Here is a 17,099-nt window from a genome sequence, read left to right as displayed (position 1 = left end):
GCAGGATTCAGTGGCCGCCATTCTATCGCGAGGGCCCCATGCCCGCCCTTTGTAGAACCGAGCCATGCTCGACTGCTCTTCACAAGGCAGTCGAGCATGGCTCGACTCTACAATCCCGTGCGGTCGGCGATAATGGGCCATGAACGTGCAACGCTCCCCCTCGCGCGCAGTGGCCTGGATGGTCGCTGCGGTCGCCTGCTTCTCGCTGATGGATGCTGGCATGAAGCAGCTGTCGGCCAGCTACCCCACCCTGGAAGTAACCTTCCTGCGCGGCGCGGCCTCGTTGCCGTTCGTGCTGGTCTGGGTGCTGGCCAGCGCCGGGCCGCGTTCACTGGTGCCGCGCCGCTGGGGGCTGCACCTGCTGCGTGGTGCGCTGGGCATGGCGATGATCGGCTGCTTCGTGTTCGCCCTGCGCGACCTGCCGCTGTCCACTGCCTACACCATCTATTTCGTTGCCCCGCTGCTGATCGCCGCATTGTCGGTGCCGCTGCTGGGCGAGCGGGTCGGGCCACGGCGCTGGGTCGCCATCGGGATTGGCCTGGTCGGTGTGCTGGTGGTGCTGCGGCCGGGCGTCGATGGCTTCATCTCGGTGCCGGGGCTGATGGTGCTGGCCGCGGCCACTGCCTATGCCGTAGCCGCGATCACGGTCAGCCTGTTGACCCGCACAGATACTTCGCAGTCGATGGTGGTCTGGTTCCTGGTGATCATGGCCATCGGTGCCGGGCTGCTGGCCCTTCCCGGCTGGGTGCCACTGCAGCTGGCACATGCGCCGCTGATCGGTGGCATGGGCCTGGCCGGGGCGCTGGGCCAGATCGCCCTGACCAGGGCCTTCCAGCTGGGCGAGGCCTCGATGATCGCGCCGTTGGAGTACAGCGGGCTGGTCTGGGTGATCGGTTGGGACCTGGCCTTCTGGGGCCAGCTGCCCGATGGCTATACCTGGGTGGGCGCGGCAATCATCGTGGCTTCGGGGCTTTACCTGCTGCACCGCGAGCGGGTGAACAGGCAGGAGCCGCCGAAGCCGCTGGATCATCCCTGAACCGGTTTGGCCGGGAAGCGGGGTCAGAGCCCCTGCGGGGATCCGACCCCGGAACCCGCGCCGGAGCAGGTACGTTAGAACCAAAAGGAATAACATTCTGGCCCATGGCGCGGGCGCGCGACCGCCTGCGCTGGTAGGCTGCACGCCCCCTTCCGTCACCCAGCCGGTGAGCCACGCCCGTGATCGAGTTCCAGCGCCTGCACAAATCCTATGCCGTTGCCGGCCGCGAGATCAGCGCGCTGCAACCGTTGGACCTGACCATCGAGGCCGGTGAGGTTTTCGGCATCATCGGCCATTCCGGCGCCGGCAAGTCGACCCTGATCCGCATGATCAACCGCCTGGAAGAACCCAGCGGTGGCCGGCTGCTGATTGGTGGTGAGGATGTCACCGCGCTGGACGCCGACGGCCTGCGCGCGCTGCGCCGGCGCATCGGCATGATCTTCCAGCATTTCAATCTGCTGTCGTCGCGCACGGTGGCGGGCAATGTCGCCTTTCCGCTGGAACTGGCCGGCACGCCGAAGGCGGAAATCGACGCGCGTGTGGCCGAGCTGCTGCAGACCGTGGGCCTGGAAGCGCATGCGCAGAAGTATCCGGCGCAGCTGTCCGGTGGCCAGAAGCAGCGCGTCGGCATCGCCCGCGCGCTGGCGACCCGTCCGCAGATCCTGCTGTGCGACGAGGCCACCAGTGCGCTCGACCCGCAGACCACTGCTTCGGTGCTGTCACTGCTGTCGAAGATCAATCGCGAGCTCGGCCTGACCGTCGTGCTGATCACCCACGAGATGGACGTGATCCGCCGTGTCTGCGACCGCGTTGCGGTGCTCGATGCCGGCCAGATGGTCGAAACCGGTCCGGTCACCCGGGTGTTCCTGCACCCGCAGCATCCGACCACGCGCCGGTTCGTCAGCGAGTCGGAGCATGTGGACGAGGGCGCGCTGCACCGTGATTTCGATGCCGTTGGCGGCCGTATCGTGCGCCTGACCTTCCTCGGTGGCGACACCTACGAACCCCTGCTCGGCAGCGTCGCGCGGCAGACCGGGGTCGACTACAACATCCTGTCCGGCCGTATCGACCGGATCAAGGACACCCCGTATGGCCAGCTGGTGGTCGCCCTGGTGGGCGGCGACCAGTCCGCCGCGCAGGCTGCCTTCGTGGCCGCCGGCGTGCACGTCGAGGAGCTGCGTCGATGATCATTGCTGCTGCTGGCGGCTTCTTCCGTCACCTGGATGCGGGCAAGTGGGCCGACATCGGCCAGGCCACCCTCGACACGCTGCTGATGCTGCTCGGTTCGCTGCCGCTGACGCTGGCCATCGGCCTGCCGCTGGGCGTGCTGCTGTACCTGTTCGGCGCGCCACAGATGAAGCGGAGGCCGTTCGCCTATGGCGCGCTGGCACTGGTGGTGAACCTGCTGCGCTCGGTGCCTTTCATCATCCTGATGATCGTGCTGATTCCGGTCACGTTGTTCCTGATGGGAACCTCGCTGGGCGTGCGCGGCGCGATCGTGCCGCTGGTGATCGGCGCAGCGCCGTTCTATGCGCGCCTGGTCGAGACCGCGCTGCGCGAAGTGGATCGAGGCGTCATCGAGGCGACCCAGGCGATGGGCGCCACCACCTGGCAGCTGGTGACCCGCGTGCTGCTGCCGGAAGCGCGCCCCGGCCTGATCGCCGGTGCCACCGTCACCACCGTGGCCCTGATCGGCTTCACTGCGATGGGCGGTGCGATCGGTTCCGGCGGCCTCGGCGACCTGGCGTTCCGCGATGGCTACCAGCGTTCGCACACCGACGTGGCCCTGGTCACCGTGGTCCTGCTGCTGGTCCTGGTGCAGCTGCTGCAGATGCTCGGCGACCGCCTGGTCGCGCATTACAGCCGCAAGTAACCGCTACGCCTGCCGGTAGCCGGCCAGCGGCCGGCTCTACCCCATTGCCTGGAAACGGTAGTGCCGGCCGCTGGCCGGCAATTCCACGTGCGGTCAACGCGCGTTCGGTACTTCGTAGCCCAGCTTGCCGACCTGCTCCGGGTGCTGCGGCACGCGCTTGAGCTTGTCGGTGTTCACCCCGTACTCGTCACGCAGGCGCTCGGCCAGCTCCTTGTACAGGGCTTTGTCCATGTCCGGCGTGCGCGAGAAGATCCACGCCATCTCACGGCCCGGATAACCGATCAGCGCCCACGAGTAATCCGGGGCGACGTCCAGCACCCGGGAGTGGGTCGGCACCACGCGGTAGAACCAGGTGCGCCAGCCGTGGTTGCCGCTGTCCGGGTCGACGCTGGCGCGTGCGCGGATCTCCTGCAGGGGTTCGCCGAAGCCGTCGCGGTAGCGGTAGGTGATGCCGACCTTGTGCTCGTCGCGCAACTCGTACTCGTTGACGCTGGCGACGTGCCCGCGTTCGATGAAGTTCGGCACGCGGCCGATCACGTACCAGGTGCCCATGAAGCGCTTGAGGTCGATCGGGGCATCCGGATTGGCGCGCGGGGCGCTGGCACGGGGTGATGGCGGCTCACCGACCGCCATGGCGGGGCCCGCCAGGGACAGGGCCAGCAACACGGCGCAGAGCGGGCGGATCGAAGTCATGCGGGAGCGGGCTCAGGAGGGCTTTGCCTGAGCATGGTCGACTGAGCGTGCGCGATCCGTCAATGGTGTCGCAATCTGTGAGAAGGGGCTTGCCCAAGCTGTGTTGCATTGTCTACCGGAGAAGGCTCATGAACACACGTTCCGTCCGTCACTCTGCAACTGAACGCATCATCGAACGCGCCGACCCGCGCCTGCTGCGTGGCGTGCGGCAACTGGTGCTGGCCGGACTGGCGCTGGTACTGGTCTGGCCAGCGGCACGTGGCAGCAGCGCGTGGTTGGGCTGGCTGCCGATGTGGCTGATCGGCATGCCGCTCGCGGCCTGGTGGGCGCTGTTGCGCTTCCCGCTGCCGCGCCTGTCGCGGCTGCAGAAGGTGCGGCGTACCGGTGGACAGGCGCGTCGCCGGCGCGGCCCGGCGGCCACGGCCTGACCTTCGACACGGGGGAGGCCGCGGCATTCCGTGCTAGCGTTCCACGGCTTATGACTGCCTGGAGCTGCAATGTCACGACTCGCTTCCGCCTGCCTGTTGGCCGGCATGATGACCGCTGCCTCGGTGGGGACCGCCGTGGCCGCTGAAGATACCGACCGCTACGCCTGGCTGGAGGACGTCACCGGCGACAAGCCGCTGTCCTGGGTCAAGGAACAGAATGCCAAGTCCGAGGCGCGCCTGGCGCAGACCCCGGCCTTCAAGCAGATGGAGACCCGCATCCGCGAGGTGCTCGATTCCGATGCCAAGATTCCGGGCGTGCAGAAGATCGGCGACTACTACTACAACTTCTGGAAGGACCAGCAGCACGAGCGCGGCCTGTGGCGGCGCACCACCCTGGCCGAGTACCGCAAGGCGTCGCCGCAGTGGGAGACCGTGCTCGACCTGGATGCGCTGAACAAGGCCGAGGGTGAGAACTGGGTCTGGCACGGCGCCGATTGCCTGCGCCCGGATTACAGCCGTTGCCTGATCGCGCTGTCGCGCGGCGGCGCCGACGCCGACGTCACCCGCGAGTTCGACCTGGCCAACAAGACCTGGATCAAGGACGGCTTCTTCCGTCCGGAGTCGAAGGGGGGCCTCAACTGGGTCGACCGCGACACCGTGTTCGTCTACACCGACTTCGGTGCCGGCACGATGACCACGTCCGGCTATCCGCGCGTGGCCAAGCTGTGGAAGCGCGGCACGCCGATGGCCTCGGCCACCGTGGTGTACGAAGGCAAGCCGGAAGACATGTACATCGCGGCGATGCACGATGACACCCCGGGCTTCGAGCGCAACCTGGTCAGCCGTACGCTGGCGTTCTACAACAACGAACTCTACCTGCGTGGCGACGACGGCACGCTGACCAAGATCGACGCGCCGAATTCGGCCGAGAAGGGCCTGCACAAGCAGTGGCTGACCCTGGAGCTGCGCGACCCGTGGACCGTGGGCGGCAAGACCTATGCGTCCGGTTCGCTGCTGGCGATCCAGCTGGACGACTTCCTTGCCGGCAAGCGCGACTTCGAGGTGCTGTTCACCCCGACCGCGACCACCTCGCTGGCCAGCGCCACCTGGACCAAAAGCCACCTGGTGCTGAACGTGCTGGACGACGTCAAGAACCGCCTGTCGGTGCTGACCCCGGGCGCCAATGGCTGGCAGACCAGCCGCTTCGTCGGCGCCCCGGCCTTCGGCACGCTGGGCGTGGCTGCAGTGGACAGCAATGACAGCGACGCGGTGTGGCTGACCGCCACCGATTACCTGACCCCGACCACGCTGGCCCTGGCCGAGATCGGCCAGGCCCCGGAAACGCTGAAGACCATGCCGGCCTTCTTCGACGCCAAGGGCAAGGTGATCGAGCAGCACTTCGCCACCAGCAAGGACGGCACCCGCGTGCCGTACTTCGTGGTGCACGACAGGGCGATGAAGCTCGATGGCTCCAATCCGACGTTGCTGTACGGCTACGGTGGCTTCGAGATCTCGCTGACCCCGAGCTATTCCGGTGGCATGGGCCGCGCCTGGCTGGAGAAGGGCGGCGTGTACGTGGTGGCCAACATCCGTGGCGGCGGCGAGTACGGCCCGCGCTGGCACCAGGCGGCGCTGAAGCAGAACCGCCATAAGGCCTACGAAGACATGGCCGCGGTGGCGCGGGACCTGGTCAAGCGCAAGATCACCAGCGCCAAGCACCTGGGCGTGCAGGGCGGCAGCAACGGTGGCCTGCTGACCGGCAACATGCTGACCCAGTACCCGGAGCTGTTCGGTGCGGTGGTGGTGCAGGTGCCGTTGCTGGACATGAAGCGCTACAGCCACCTGTTGGCGGGTGCCTCATGGATGGCCGAGTATGGCAACCCGGATACCAGTGACTGGGAGTTCATCAAGACCTTCTCGCCGTACCACCTGTTCAACGCGAAGAAGAACTACCCGCCGGTGCTGTTCACGACCTCGACCCGCGACGACCGCGTGCACCCGGGGCATGCCCGCAAGATGGCGGCGAAGATGATCGACGCCGGCAAGGACGTGACCTACTACGAGAACATTGAAGGAGGGCACGGCGGCGCCGCCAACAACGCGCAGGCCGCGCACATGTCGGCGCTGGCGTACAGCTTCCTGTGGGAGCGGTTGGGCGGCAAGTAAGCAGAACGGAAAACGCCGCCCCAGGGCGGCGTTTTTCTTTGCCCGGTGGTGCCGGCCGCTGGCCGGCAAACCTGCAATGCGTGGATGATGCCGTCGCCGGCCAGCGGCCGGCACTACCGTCAACGTGATCCCTGCCAACGCTTCAATCCGCGCGCAATCCGCGCCACCGCCTCCTGCAATCGCGGTACCTCCTGGGTATAGGCCAGGCGCACGTGCTGGTTGGCACGATGGAAGCCGAAATCCAGGCCCGGGGTGAACGCCACGTGCTCGGTTTCCAGGAAATGCGCGCAGAATGCCTGCGCGTCGTCGGTGAATGCACTGACGTCGGCGTACAGGTAGAACGCGCCCTGTGGCTCGACTTCGATACGGAAGCCCAGCTCACGCAGTGCCGGCAGCAGGAAGTCGCGACGCTGGCGGAACGCGTCGCGGCGCTGCTCGAAGATCGCCATGGATTCCTCGCTGAAGCAGGCGAGCGCGGCGTGCTGGGCGATGCTCGAGGCGCTGATGTACAGGTTCTGCGCCAGCTTCTCCAGATCCGGTACTGCGGACGGCGGCGCCACCAGCCAGCCCAGCCGCCACCCGGTCATGCCGAAGTACTTGGAAAAACTGTTCAGTACGAATGCGTTGTCGTCCACCTGCAGCACGCTGGGCGCGTCCAGGCCGTAGGTCAGGCCGTGATAGATCTCGTCCACCACCAGGTGGCAGCCCCGCGCGTGCAGGGTCTGCGACAGTGCAGCCAGTTCGTCGGCGGAGAGCACGGTGCCGGTCGGGTTGGCCGGCGAGGCAACCAGCGCGCCGACGCTGTCGGCATTCCAATGCTGTTCCACCAGCGACGGCGTGAGCTGGTACGCAGTGTCCGGGCCGACCGGCACCAGCTGTGCGCCGCCTTCGACGAGGCGCAGGAAGTGGCGGTTGCAGGGGTAGCCGGGGTCGGCCAGCAGCCAGTGGCGGCCGGGGTCGACCAGCAGGCTGCTGGCCAGCAGCAGCGCACCGGACCCACCCGGGGTGACCAGAATGCGTTCAGGATCGATGTCCAGACCGTAGTGGCTGCGATAGAAACCGCTGATCACCTGGCGCAGGGCCGGCAGGCCACGTGCGGCGGTGTAGCGGGTATGGCCGGCGGCCAGTGCGGCCTGGCCGGCACGCACGACCGGTTCGGCGGTAGTGAAGTCCGGTTCGCCGATTTCCAGGTGGATCACATCGTGGCCGGCCTGTTCCAGCGCCTGCGCGCGGGCCAGCAGGGACATCACATGGAACGGGGCGATTTCATGGCTGCGCCGGCTGTAGCCCGGCGTGTGGGGCAGGGTACTCATGGATCCATGGTACGCCGGTCGGCATGGCCCATGACGATCCGCAGGGTTGCCGCTTGGCTGCGATTGGGGTCAGATCCCTTTTCGGGAAAAGGGATCTGACCCCGCCGAAGACCATTGCATTGATGCGCCAGGAACCCTACTTCATGAAGTCCACCCTCTGCCTGTTGCTCGCCAGCCTGATGACCACGACTGCTACCGCCGCCACTCCGCCCGTTCCGCCGGACGCCGCCAGGCATCCGCACGTGGTCAAGGCGCCATTCGGCGCGACCCGCAACGATGACTATTACTGGCTGCGCGATGACAAGCGCGCGGACAAGGACATGCTGGCCTACCTGCAGGCCGAGAATGCCTACGCCGACCAACTGCTGGCACCGCTGAAGCCACTGGAAGACACCCTGTACAAGGAGATTGTCGGGCGCATCAAGCAGGACGATTCCAGCGTGCCGGCGCGCGAGCGCGGCTACTGGTACTACAGCCGTTTCGAGACCGGCCAGGACTACCCCATCCACGCGCGCCGCAAGGGCAGCATGGAGGCCGCCGAGGAAATCCTGCTGGACGTCAATACGATGGCTGCCGGCAAGGGCTACTTCAGCGTCGGCTCGATGGAGGTCAGCCAGGACAACCAGTTGCTGGCCTGGGCCGATGATGATGTCGGCCGCCGCCAGTACACGATCCGCTTCAAGGATCTGGCCACCGGCAAGGTGCTGCCCGATGTGATCACCGGCAGCTCCGGCGACCTGGTCTGGGCCGACGACAACCGCACCGTGCTGTATGTCGAGAACGATCCGGAAACGCTGCTCACCGTGCGCGTGAAGAAGCACGTGCTGGGCACTCCAGCCAGCGCCGACACCGTCGTCTACGAAGAGAAGGACGACAGCTTCTACATGGGCATCGGCCGCACCCGCGACGATCGCTTCATCACCATCGGCGTGCACAGCACTGTGTCCTCGGAAGAGCGCTACGCACCGGCCAGCGATCCGACCACCTTCACCGTGCTGGCCCCGCGCCAGCGTGACGTCGAGTACGACGCCGACCACTACGACGGCCGCTGGGTGATCCGCACCAACGACGGTGCGAAGAACTTCAAGCTGGTCACCGCACCGACCGATGCCACCTCGCGTGCGCAGTGGAAGGACTGGATCGCGCATGACGATGCGGTGTTCATCGAAGGCTTCGAGCTGTTCGACAGCTACACCGCCATCGCCGAACGTTCCGAGGGCCTGGAGCGCATCCGCCTGCTGTTCAAGGATGGCCGCAGCGACTACGTGAAGGCTGATGAGCCGGCGTACTCGATGGGCCTGGGCGACAACACCGAGGCCGATACGCCGTGGCTGCGCTACGTCTACACCTCGATGACAACCCCGACCACCGTGTTCGAGCTGAACACCGCCACCGGTGAGCGTCGCCAGCTGAAGGTGCAGCCGGTGATCGGCTATGACGCCTCGAAGTACGAAACCGACCGCGTCTGGATCACCGCGCGCGATGGGGTGAAGGTGCCGGTGTCGCTGGTCTACCGCAAGGGCTACCAGAAGGATGGCAAGGGCGCGCTGTTCCAGTACGCCTATGGCAGCTATGGCATGTCGATGGATCCGTACTTCAACCAGACGGCGGTGAGCCTGCTCGACCGCGGCGTGGTGTATGCCATTGCCCATATCCGTGGTGGCCAGGAAATGGGCCGCGACTGGTACGAGAACGGCAAGCTGCTGCACAAGCAGAACACCTTCAACGACTTCATCGACGTCACCCGCGGCCTGGTCGCACAGGGCTGGGCGGCGAAGGATCGCGTCGCCGCGTCCGGCGGCAGCGCCGGTGGCCTGCTGATGGGCGCGGTGGCCAACCAGGCCCCGCAGGATTACCGGGTGATGGTGGCCCAGGTCCCGTTCGTCGACGTGGTCACCACCATGCTCGACCCGACCATTCCGCTGACGACCAACGAATACGATGAGTGGGGCAACCCGGAGCAGAAGCCGTATTACGACTACATGCTGTCCTACTCGCCCTACGACAACGTGAAGCAGCAGGCGTACCCGGCGCTGTTCGTGGGTACCGGCCTGTGGGATTCGCAGGTGCAGTACTGGGAGCCGGCCAAGTGGGTGGCCAAGCTGCGTGATCACAACACCGGCCCCTACCCGATCCTGTTCCGCACCAACATGGAAGCCGGCCACGGCGGCAAGTCGGGGCGCTTCCAGCGCTACCGCGAGCTGTCCGAGTCGTACGCGTTCGTGCTGCAGCAGCTGGGCATCGCCCAGAAGTAACGGCGAAGGGGTGCCGGGCGTTGCCGGGCACCCCGAACCGTTATCCTTGCGGCCATGAGCCTGCCCGAGCCCTCCGCATCCCGCGATACCGCCACGCCACCGCGCGTGGTGCGTTTCCGCTGGGCGTGGTGGCTGCTGGCCTACGTCAGCCTGGGCACCGGCATCGTCGGCATCTTCGTGCCGGGCCTCCCGACCACCGTATTCATCCTGATCTCGGCGTGGGCTGCATCACGTGGGTCCGAACGCCTGCACACCTGGCTGCTGCAGCACCCGCGCTTCGGCCCGGCCATCGCCAACTGGCAGGCACATGGTGCGGTCAGCCGCTACGGCAAGTGGATGGCCACGATCACCATGGCGGTGTGCGCCTGCATCATGCTGTGGTGCGTGCCGGTCGCCTGGGTGAAGTGGTTCTCGATCGGCAGCATGACCGTGGTGGCGATCTGGCTGTGGACGCGGCCGTTGCCACCGCCCGCGGATTGAGCGCCTGCGGTAGTGCCGGCCGCTGGCCGGCAACCCGATCCCCTGCACGAACCGCTCAGCCGCCAATGGCTATACTCGGGGCATGAAGATCCCCCATCGAAACGCCATCCTGATTCCGCTGGCAGCGGCCTCGCTGCTGCTCCTCGCCGCCTGCGGCAACAAGGGCCCGCTGGTACTGCCGCAGAAGCCGGTGCCGGTGGAAGAAACCGTCGAACCGGCCGCCGAGCCCGCCACCGAGGCGACCCCGGCCGAGGGCCAGGGCGCCGTTGCTCCGGCCACGACCGTCGACCCGGCTGCAACGACCCCCCAGCCGGCACCCGCGCCAGCGAAGAAGGCGGACAGCGGGAATGAGTAAGGCCGGTTCCAGGGCCTTGCGCTTCAGCAAGATGCATGGCGCGGGCAATGATTTCGTAGTGATCGACCTGCGTGACGGTACTGCGCCGCCCACGCCTGAACTGGCCGCGCGCCTGGCCGACCGCCACACCGGCGTCGGCTGCGATCAGATCCTGACCATCGAGGCGCCGCGTGCGGAAGGCTCGGTGGCCTCCTACCGCATCTGGAACGCCGACGGTTCCAATTCCGAGCAGTGCGGCAATGGCGCGCGCTGCATCGCGGCCTGGCTGGTGCGCGAGGGCAGTGCGCAGGGCGATGCGTTCGTCATCGACAGCCCGCTGGCCAGCCATGAAGTGAAGGTGCTCGGTGATGGGCAATTCGCGGTAACCATGGGCGTGCCCGCGTTCGAGCCGGCCAACGTGCCGCTGATGGGCTTCGCCCATCCGCGCGAGGAATACCTGCTGCCGCTGCAGGGGGAGAGCGTCCGCTTTGCTGCGGTGTCGATGGGCAACCCGCATGCGGTGATCGAAGTGGGCCTGATCGATGCCGCTCCGGTTGAACGCGTCGGTGCGCTGCTGCAGCAGCACGCGTCGTTCCCGCGCTCGGTGAACGTGGGCTTCGCCCAGGTGATGGGCCCGGCGCACGCCCGCCTGCGCGTGTTCGAGCGCGGTGTCGGCGAGACCCTGGCCTGCGGCAGTGGCGCCTGCGCCGCCGCCGTGACCCTGATGCAGCGCGGCCGCCTGCAGCGCGATGCGCGCATCAGCCTGCCCGGAGGTGACCTGCGCATCCAGTGGCCGGGCGATGGCCAGCCGGTGGTGATGGCGGGCCCGACCGCATTCGTCTTCGAAGGGGAGTGGATGGCATGACCGAAACCGTCGACAAGCTCGGGGCCCATGAAGTCGCTGCCTGGTTGCGGCGACATCCCGGCTTCCTCAAGCAGTTCCCGGACCTGGCCCTGACCCTGGTGGTGCCGCGCGATGACGGCCCGACCGCATCGCTGGCCAGCTACCAGCTGGAAGTGCTGCGCGAGAAGAACCGCGAGCTGGCACGACGGTTGGCCGACCTGGGCGCCACCGCCCAGGTCAATGAACGCCTGGCAGTGCGCACGCACCAGCTGACCCTGGCACTGATGAAGCAGGACAACGCGGCCGATACCCTGCGCGCGATGGCCGCATCGCTGCAGGAAGACTTCGCCGGCGACCTGGTGCGGCTGGTGGTGCATGCGCCGGTGGCCGGGCTGGAACAGGCCGACTGGCTGCAGGTGATTGCTGCCGATGATCCGCAACTGGGCCCGTTCCGCGATTGCCTGAACGACGGCGAGCCGATCTGCGGCCGCCTGCAGCCGGAAAAGAATGCCGTCCTGTACGGCGTGCGCAGCGAGGAAGTGCAGACCACCGCGCTGCTGCCGTTGCCGGGCGTCGGCCTGATCGCGGTCGGCAGCCACGACCCGAACCGCTTCTACCCGGGCATGGGCACGCTGTTCCTGCGCATGATGGGCGACGCCCTGGCCACTGGCCTGAAGCGCTTCCACGACTGAGCAGGACCGGACGACGATGAGCGCGGTACAGGCCTTCCTGCAGCATCTGCAGGTGGAGCGGCGGATGTCGGCGCATACGCTTGACGCCTACCGCCGCGACCTGGACGCGCTAGCGGTCTGGGCCCAACCGCGTGGCGTAGCGGTGGAGGCGCTCGATGCCGATGCGTTGCGCCAGTTCGTCGCCGACGAGCATCGCCGCGGCCTGTCGGCCAAGAGCCTGCAACGCCGCCTGTCGGCCTGCCGCAGCTTCTATGCCTGGCTGCTCAAGCACGGGCGCATCGAGGTCAGTCCGGCAGCGACGCTGAAGGCACCGCGCGCGCCGCGCCGGTTGCCGCAGGTCCTCGACGCCGATGAGGCGGTGCAGCTGGTCGAACTGGAGCCGGAAGGTGAGCTCGGCCGCCGTGACCGCGCGCTGCTGGAACTGTTCTATTCCTCCGGCCTGCGCCTGAGCGAAGTCTGCGCGCTGACCTGGCGCGACCTGGATTTCGACAGCGGGCTGGTCAACGTGCTGGGCAAGGGCAACCGCCAGCGCCGGGTGCCGTTCGGGCGGCCGGCACGCGAAGCGCTGCAGGCGTGGCGCGCGGAAAGTGGCGGTGGTCCGGCATCGCCGGTGTTCCCCGGTCGCAACGGGCCAATCAGCCAGCGTGCGGTGCAGATCCGCATCCGCCAGCTGGCGCAGCGCCAGGGCCTGTTCAAGCAGGTGCACCCGCACATGCTGCGGCATAGTTTCGCCAGCCACATCCTGGAATCGTCCGGCGACCTGCGTGGTGTGCAGGAGCTGCTGGGCCATGCCGACATCGCCACCACGCAGATCTATACCCACCTCGATTTCCAGCACCTGGCCAAGGTCTACGACGCCGCGCATCCGCGCGCCAAGCGGCGACGCAGCAACGAGGGCAGCGGAGAAAGCTGAACGTTGCCCCTGCGTCAGCCGGTCGCGGGTGGCTTGAAGGGCGCAGCGCAGTCCCCACCTCTGGCTCTGTCACCCCGGAGGCATCATGGACCCCAGTCAGAACCCCAACGTTTTCCACGCCACCACCATCGTCTGCGTCCGTCGCGGCGAGCACGTGGCCATTGCCGGCGACGGCCAGGTCACGCTGGGCCACACCGTGATGAAGGGCAACGCGCGCAAGGTGCGCCGCCTTGGCCGCGACGGCCAGGTGCTGGCCGGTTTCGCCGGTGCCGCCGCCGATGCCTTCACCCTGTTCGAGCTGTTCGAAGCCAAGCTGGAAAAGCACGGCCAGCTGCAGCGCGCCGCGGTCGAGCTGGCCAAGGATTGGCGCACCGAGCGCCGCCTGGGCAAGCTCGAAGCCCTGCTGGCAGTGGCTGACAAGGAGACCTCGCTGATCATCAGCGGCACCGGCGATGTGATCGAGCCGGAGGACGGCATCATCGCCATCGGCTCCGGTGGTTCCTATGCACTGTCGGCCGCGCGCGCGTTGATGGCGCACACCGAACTGGATGCACGCACCATCGCCAGTGAAGCGATCGGCATCGCCGGCGACATCTGCATCTACACCAACCGCAACGTGGTGGTCGAGGAGTTGTGACCGCTCTTCTGTAGTGCCGAGCCATGCTCGGCAGGGCTGCCCGTCAGCCGAGCATGGCTCGGCTCTACATGCATCTGAATCCGTGAGCACATCCATGTCGAAGATCGAAGTTTCCTCCGCCACCATGACCCCGCGCGAGATCGTGCAGGAACTGGACCGGCATATCGTGGGCCAGCACGACGCCAAGCGCGCGGTGGCCATTGCCCTGCGCAACCGCTGGCGCCGCATGCAGCTGGCGCCGGAGCTTCGCAATGAAGTGATGCCGAAGAACATCCTGATGATCGGCCCGACCGGTGTCGGCAAGACCGAGATCGCGCGCCGCCTGGCTACGCTGGCCAACGCGCCGTTCGTGAAGGTCGAAGCCACGCGCTTCACCGAAGTGGGCTACGTCGGCAAGGACGTCGAGCAGATCATCCGCGACCTTGCTGATACTGCGGTCAAGCTGTACCGCGAACAGGCCAAGGTGCGCGTGCGTACCCAGGCCGAGGAACGCGCCGAAGACCGTATCCTCGATGCGCTGCTGCCGCGCCGCAGCGGTGGCATCGGTTTCGATCCGGAAGCCGCCCGCAACGAGCCGTCGGCGCAGGACAACGAGACCCGCATCAAGTTCCGCAAGATGCTGCGCAACGGTGAGCTGGACGCGCGTGAGATCGAGCTCGACCTGGCCGCCAATGTCAGCATGGACATCATGACCCCGCCGGGCATGGAGGAAATGGGCCAGCAGCTGAAGTCGATGTTCGCCAATCTCGGCGGCGGCGCGAAGGCGCACAAGCGCACGCTGACCATCAAGGCTGCGCGCCCGCTGCTGATCGAGGAAGAAGCCGGCAAGCTGGTCAACGAAGACGATATCCGCACCGCGGCGATCGAGGCCTGCGAGCAGCACGGCATCGTCTTCATCGACGAGATCGACAAGGTTGCCAAGCGCGGCGACAACGTGGGCGGTGGCGATGTCTCCCGCGAAGGCGTGCAGCGCGACCTGCTGCCGCTGGTGGAAGGCTCGAACGTGTCCACCAAGTACGGCACGATCAAGACCGACCATATCCTGTTCATCGCGTCGGGCGCGTTCCACCTGGCCAAGCCCAGCGACCTCATTCCGGAGCTGCAGGGCCGTTTCCCGATCCGCGTGGAACTGGGTGCGCTGAGCAAGGGTGATTTCGTGCGTATCCTGACCGAGCCGAAGGCTGCGCTGACCAAGCAGTACGAAGCGTTGCTGGCCACCGAGGGCGTCAAGGTCAGTTTCACCGCCGATGCCATCGAGCGCCTGGCCGAGATCGCGTTCCAGGTGAACGAGCGCCAGGAAAACATCGGCGCGCGCCGCCTGCATACGGTGCTGGAGCGCCTGCTGGATTCGCTCAGCTACGAGGCACCGGACCGCGATGGCGAAACCCTGGCCATCGACAGCGCCTACGTCGATGCACACCTGGGTGAGCTGGTGCAGGACCCGGACCTGAGCCGCTACATCCTGTAACGCCCGATCCGGCCGGATCCCTCGTCACGGCGAGGGCCCTGACTCCATCCACTGCAACAGAAAAGGCCGCCGCAGGGCGGCCTTTTGTGTTGGCGCTCAGCACGATTGCCGGGCGCGGTAGTCCTGCAGTACCTGGTCGATCACCGCGCTGGTGCGGGCAGCACTTACGCCGGTCGAGGGCGAACGGCCGCTGCCGCGCAACTCGTCCACCAGATGCGCGATCAACGGTTGCTGGATCGACGACGGGTTGGGGATGTCGAACGTCTGCACACCGGCTTCGGTCTCCAGCACCACCGGTACATCCTCGAAGGTGGCAAAACGCAGCTGGCCGCGGTCGCCGGTGATCTCGATCTCATCCTGGCGGCGGAACGCGCAGAAGCTCCATTGCGCGATGCCATGCACGCCTGGCCCGATGCGGAAGCACATCGAGACGCTGTCCTCGGCGGCGTAAGCGCCGGCCAATGAACTGGCCAGGCCGCGCACATCGCTCAGCGGCCCCAGTAGATGATCGAGCAGGTCCAGGGTGTGCGAGCCCAGATCGACGAACAGCCCGCCGCCGGAGATCGCGGGATTGGTCCGCCAGAAGTCCGGCGATGCGGCATTCACCGAATGCGGCCGATGCAGGGTGGCGCGAACGCTGCGCGGTGTACCGATCGCGCCGCTGTCCAGCAGCTGCTTCACCTGCGCGAATCGGGGCAGGGCACGGCGGTAGTAGGCGACGAACACGGGCACGCCACGGCGTGCACTGGCTTCCAGGATGCGCTCGCATTCGGCGAGGTCCAGGGCCATGGGTTTCTCGATATAGACCGGCTTGCCCGCCGCAATCGCCTGCAATGCGTACTGCATGTGCGTGGAGGGCGGTGTTGCAACGTACACAGCGTTCACGTCCGGATCGCCGATCAGCGCGTCGGCATCCGTGTACCAGCGTGGCACCGCGTGGCGCCGCGCATAGTCTTCGGCCAATGCGGCATTGCGGCGCATGACCGCCGCCACCCGTGAGCCGGGTGTGCTGGCCAGGGCGGGGCCGCTCTTCTTCTCGGTGACGCTGCCGCAGCCGATGAAGCCCCACACCACGTTGTCCAGGATCATGGGTCTGTCCTCACAGTGGGGCTGCGGTGGCGGCAGCGACCCCGCTCATGCCTCGGGCAGCGGCTCGGGCACGGTGCCGGGAACGAACACGCCGTCCTTCACGTAGGCGGCCAGGGTCATGTCCAGTGCGAGCATGCCATCGCGCTTGAGGTCCATCAGTTCCGGTTCGACCATCGCACCGTGCAGTACGCCCAGTACGGTGGCATGCAGCATGCGTGCGGCGATCTTCGGGTCTGCACCCTCGCGCAGCTGGCCCAGGTCCTTTGCCCGGCGCAGGGCACGTTCCATCCGGTCCAGTCCATCGCGGAAACCGGCCTGCTGCAGTTCGGTCAGCACCCGGGTATCAGCCGACGCATCGCTGCGCAGCATGATCTCCATGGTCTTGCGCAGGCGCTCGTCCTCGGACAGTTCGATGAACGAGTGGATCATCACCGCGCGCAGGTCGTGCACCGGCGTGTCGCGCTGGTCGGTCGAGGTGCGCTCCAGCTCCTGCATGAAAGGCAGATGCACGCGCTCGACGATCGCGGCCAGCACCTCGCTCTTGTTCTTGAAGTGCCAGTAGACCGCACCGCGGGTATAGCCGGCGCGGGCACCGATCATCTCCAGCGTGGTACGGGCCACGCCGTGTTCATGGAAGCAGGCTTCGGCGGCGTCAAGGATGCCTTCCCGGGTTGCCTGGGTGTCCTCTTTGGTCTTGCGGGCCATGGATGGGTACGAGTGCGGGTGAAACGTGGCTGAATTGTACCGGTTTACAAACAAACAATCATGTATGTATATTTCGCTCCCATCATTCCCGTCGTGTGCGTGGCAGGCCGGTCCGGCTTCCACTCCCCGCTGGTGAGCGTTGCCTGCTGGCGCTTTCGGCCTGTATCAGCGCG

Annotated in this window: 17 protein-coding genes; 13 read left to right on the top strand and 4 right to left on the bottom strand. The window is 66.9% G+C overall.

Annotation, left to right across the window (positions count from 1 at the left end; genetic code table 11):
• Positions 1 to 139: 139 nt before the first annotated feature.
• The 3 genes from ACSDHM_RS15955 (at position 140) to ACSDHM_RS15945 (ending at position 2,909) form a co-directional block, all read left to right on the top strand.
• Positions 140 to 1,036 carry a DMT family transporter gene (locus ACSDHM_RS15955; protein WP_019660712.1) on the top strand — a complete coding sequence of 299 codons (897 nt, stop codon included), beginning with the start codon at positions 140 to 142 and terminating at the stop codon, positions 1,034 to 1,036.
• A 179-nt stretch (positions 1,037 to 1,215) separates the two neighbouring features.
• The gene (locus ACSDHM_RS15950) at positions 1,216 to 2,223 is read left to right on the top strand and encodes a methionine ABC transporter ATP-binding protein (RefSeq protein ID WP_072167209.1); all 1,008 of its coding nucleotides are present in this window, start codon (positions 1,216 to 1,218) and stop codon (positions 2,221 to 2,223) included.
• The gene (locus ACSDHM_RS15945) at positions 2,220 to 2,909 is read left to right on the top strand and encodes a methionine ABC transporter permease (RefSeq protein WP_065196496.1); all 690 of its coding nucleotides are present in this window, start codon (positions 2,220 to 2,222) and stop codon (positions 2,907 to 2,909) included. The genes ACSDHM_RS15950 and ACSDHM_RS15945 overlap by 4 nt, the downstream gene beginning before the upstream one ends.
• Before the next feature lie 93 nt (positions 2,910 to 3,002).
• On the opposite strand, the gene ACSDHM_RS15940 is transcribed toward ACSDHM_RS15945, so the two are convergent.
• Positions 3,003 to 3,602, bottom strand: coding sequence for a lipocalin family protein (locus tag ACSDHM_RS15940; RefSeq protein WP_088496542.1), 600 nt, complete (start codon positions 3,600 to 3,602; stop codon positions 3,003 to 3,005).
• Between the two features lie 128 nt (positions 3,603 to 3,730).
• Here ACSDHM_RS15940 and ACSDHM_RS15935 point away from each other — a divergent pair, with 128 nt between their 5' ends.
• Positions 3,731 to 4,030: a hypothetical protein gene (locus ACSDHM_RS15935; protein ID WP_334272015.1), complete on the top strand. Its 300-nt coding sequence runs from the start codon at positions 3,731 to 3,733 to the stop codon at positions 4,028 to 4,030.
• Between the two features lie 69 nt (positions 4,031 to 4,099).
• Entirely contained in the window at positions 4,100 to 6,196 is a 2,097-nt protein-coding gene (locus ACSDHM_RS15930) for a prolyl oligopeptidase family serine peptidase (RefSeq protein ID WP_072167207.1), read from the top strand.
• 119 nt (positions 6,197 to 6,315) lie between these two features.
• Here the strand turns inward: ACSDHM_RS15930 and ACSDHM_RS15925 are convergent, their stop codons facing one another.
• On the bottom strand, positions 6,316 to 7,509 hold the full coding sequence (locus ACSDHM_RS15925; RefSeq protein ID WP_439426382.1) for a pyridoxal phosphate-dependent aminotransferase: 1,194 nt from the start codon (positions 7,507 to 7,509) through the stop codon (positions 6,316 to 6,318).
• Positions 7,510 to 7,652: 143 nt separating this feature from the next.
• On the opposite strand from ACSDHM_RS15925, the gene ACSDHM_RS15920 reads away from it, so the two are divergent.
• From ACSDHM_RS15920 to hslU, 8 genes are all read left to right on the top strand, one after another.
• Complete coding sequence (locus tag ACSDHM_RS15920) at positions 7,653 to 9,764, top strand: S9 family peptidase (protein ID WP_439426381.1); 2,112 nt, start codon at positions 7,653 to 7,655, stop codon at positions 9,762 to 9,764.
• Positions 9,765 to 9,818: 54 nt separating this feature from the next.
• Positions 9,819 to 10,244: a YbaN family protein gene (locus ACSDHM_RS15915; RefSeq protein ID WP_061479705.1), complete on the top strand. Its 426-nt coding sequence runs from the start codon at positions 9,819 to 9,821 to the stop codon at positions 10,242 to 10,244.
• Between the two features lie 82 nt (positions 10,245 to 10,326).
• On the top strand, positions 10,327 to 10,599 hold the full coding sequence (lptM, locus tag ACSDHM_RS15910) for an LPS translocon maturation chaperone LptM (protein ID WP_188240599.1): 273 nt from the start codon (positions 10,327 to 10,329) through the stop codon (positions 10,597 to 10,599).
• Entirely contained in the window at positions 10,592 to 11,443 is an 852-nt protein-coding gene (gene dapF, locus ACSDHM_RS15905; RefSeq protein WP_088496538.1) for a diaminopimelate epimerase, read from the top strand. The genes lptM and dapF overlap by 8 nt, the downstream gene beginning before the upstream one ends.
• Positions 11,440 to 12,114: a DUF484 family protein gene (locus ACSDHM_RS15900; protein WP_005419445.1), complete on the top strand. Its 675-nt coding sequence runs from the start codon at positions 11,440 to 11,442 to the stop codon at positions 12,112 to 12,114. Before dapF ends, ACSDHM_RS15900 begins: the two co-directional genes overlap by 4 nt.
• A 16-nt stretch (positions 12,115 to 12,130) precedes the next feature.
• Positions 12,131 to 13,027, top strand: a complete 897-nt coding sequence (xerC, locus tag ACSDHM_RS15895; RefSeq protein ID WP_151355121.1) for a tyrosine recombinase XerC — start codon at positions 12,131 to 12,133, stop codon at positions 13,025 to 13,027.
• A gap of 85 nt (positions 13,028 to 13,112) precedes the next feature.
• Positions 13,113 to 13,664: an ATP-dependent protease subunit HslV gene (gene hslV, locus ACSDHM_RS15890; RefSeq protein ID WP_005411093.1), complete on the top strand. Its 552-nt coding sequence runs from the start codon at positions 13,113 to 13,115 to the stop codon at positions 13,662 to 13,664.
• Positions 13,665 to 13,758: 94 nt separating this feature from the next.
• Positions 13,759 to 15,132 (top strand): ATP-dependent protease ATPase subunit HslU, encoded by a 1,374-nt coding sequence (hslU, locus tag ACSDHM_RS15885; RefSeq protein ID WP_072167201.1) that lies wholly within the window; start codon positions 13,759 to 13,761, stop codon positions 15,130 to 15,132.
• Positions 15,133 to 15,228: 96 nt separating this feature from the next.
• Here hslU and ACSDHM_RS15880 read toward each other — a convergent pair whose 3' ends face one another.
• Together ACSDHM_RS15880 and smeT are read right to left on the bottom strand one after the other, a co-directional pair.
• The gene (locus ACSDHM_RS15880; RefSeq protein ID WP_180867755.1) at positions 15,229 to 16,221 is read right to left on the bottom strand and encodes a Gfo/Idh/MocA family protein; all 993 of its coding nucleotides are present in this window, start codon (positions 16,219 to 16,221) and stop codon (positions 15,229 to 15,231) included.
• A gap of 45 nt (positions 16,222 to 16,266) precedes the next feature.
• Complete coding sequence (smeT, locus tag ACSDHM_RS15875; protein WP_088496536.1) at positions 16,267 to 16,926, bottom strand: efflux transporter SmeDEF transcriptional repressor SmeT; 660 nt, start codon at positions 16,924 to 16,926, stop codon at positions 16,267 to 16,269.
• Positions 16,927 to 17,099 lie beyond the last annotated feature (173 nt).

This window comes from Stenotrophomonas sp. T8 (assembly GCF_051853085.1).
GTDB classification, from domain to species: Bacteria; Pseudomonadota; Gammaproteobacteria; order Xanthomonadales; family Xanthomonadaceae; genus Stenotrophomonas; species Stenotrophomonas sepilia.
The sequence above is the reverse complement of the archived record's forward strand: the minus strand, read 5'-3'. Positions and strand labels throughout refer to the sequence as shown.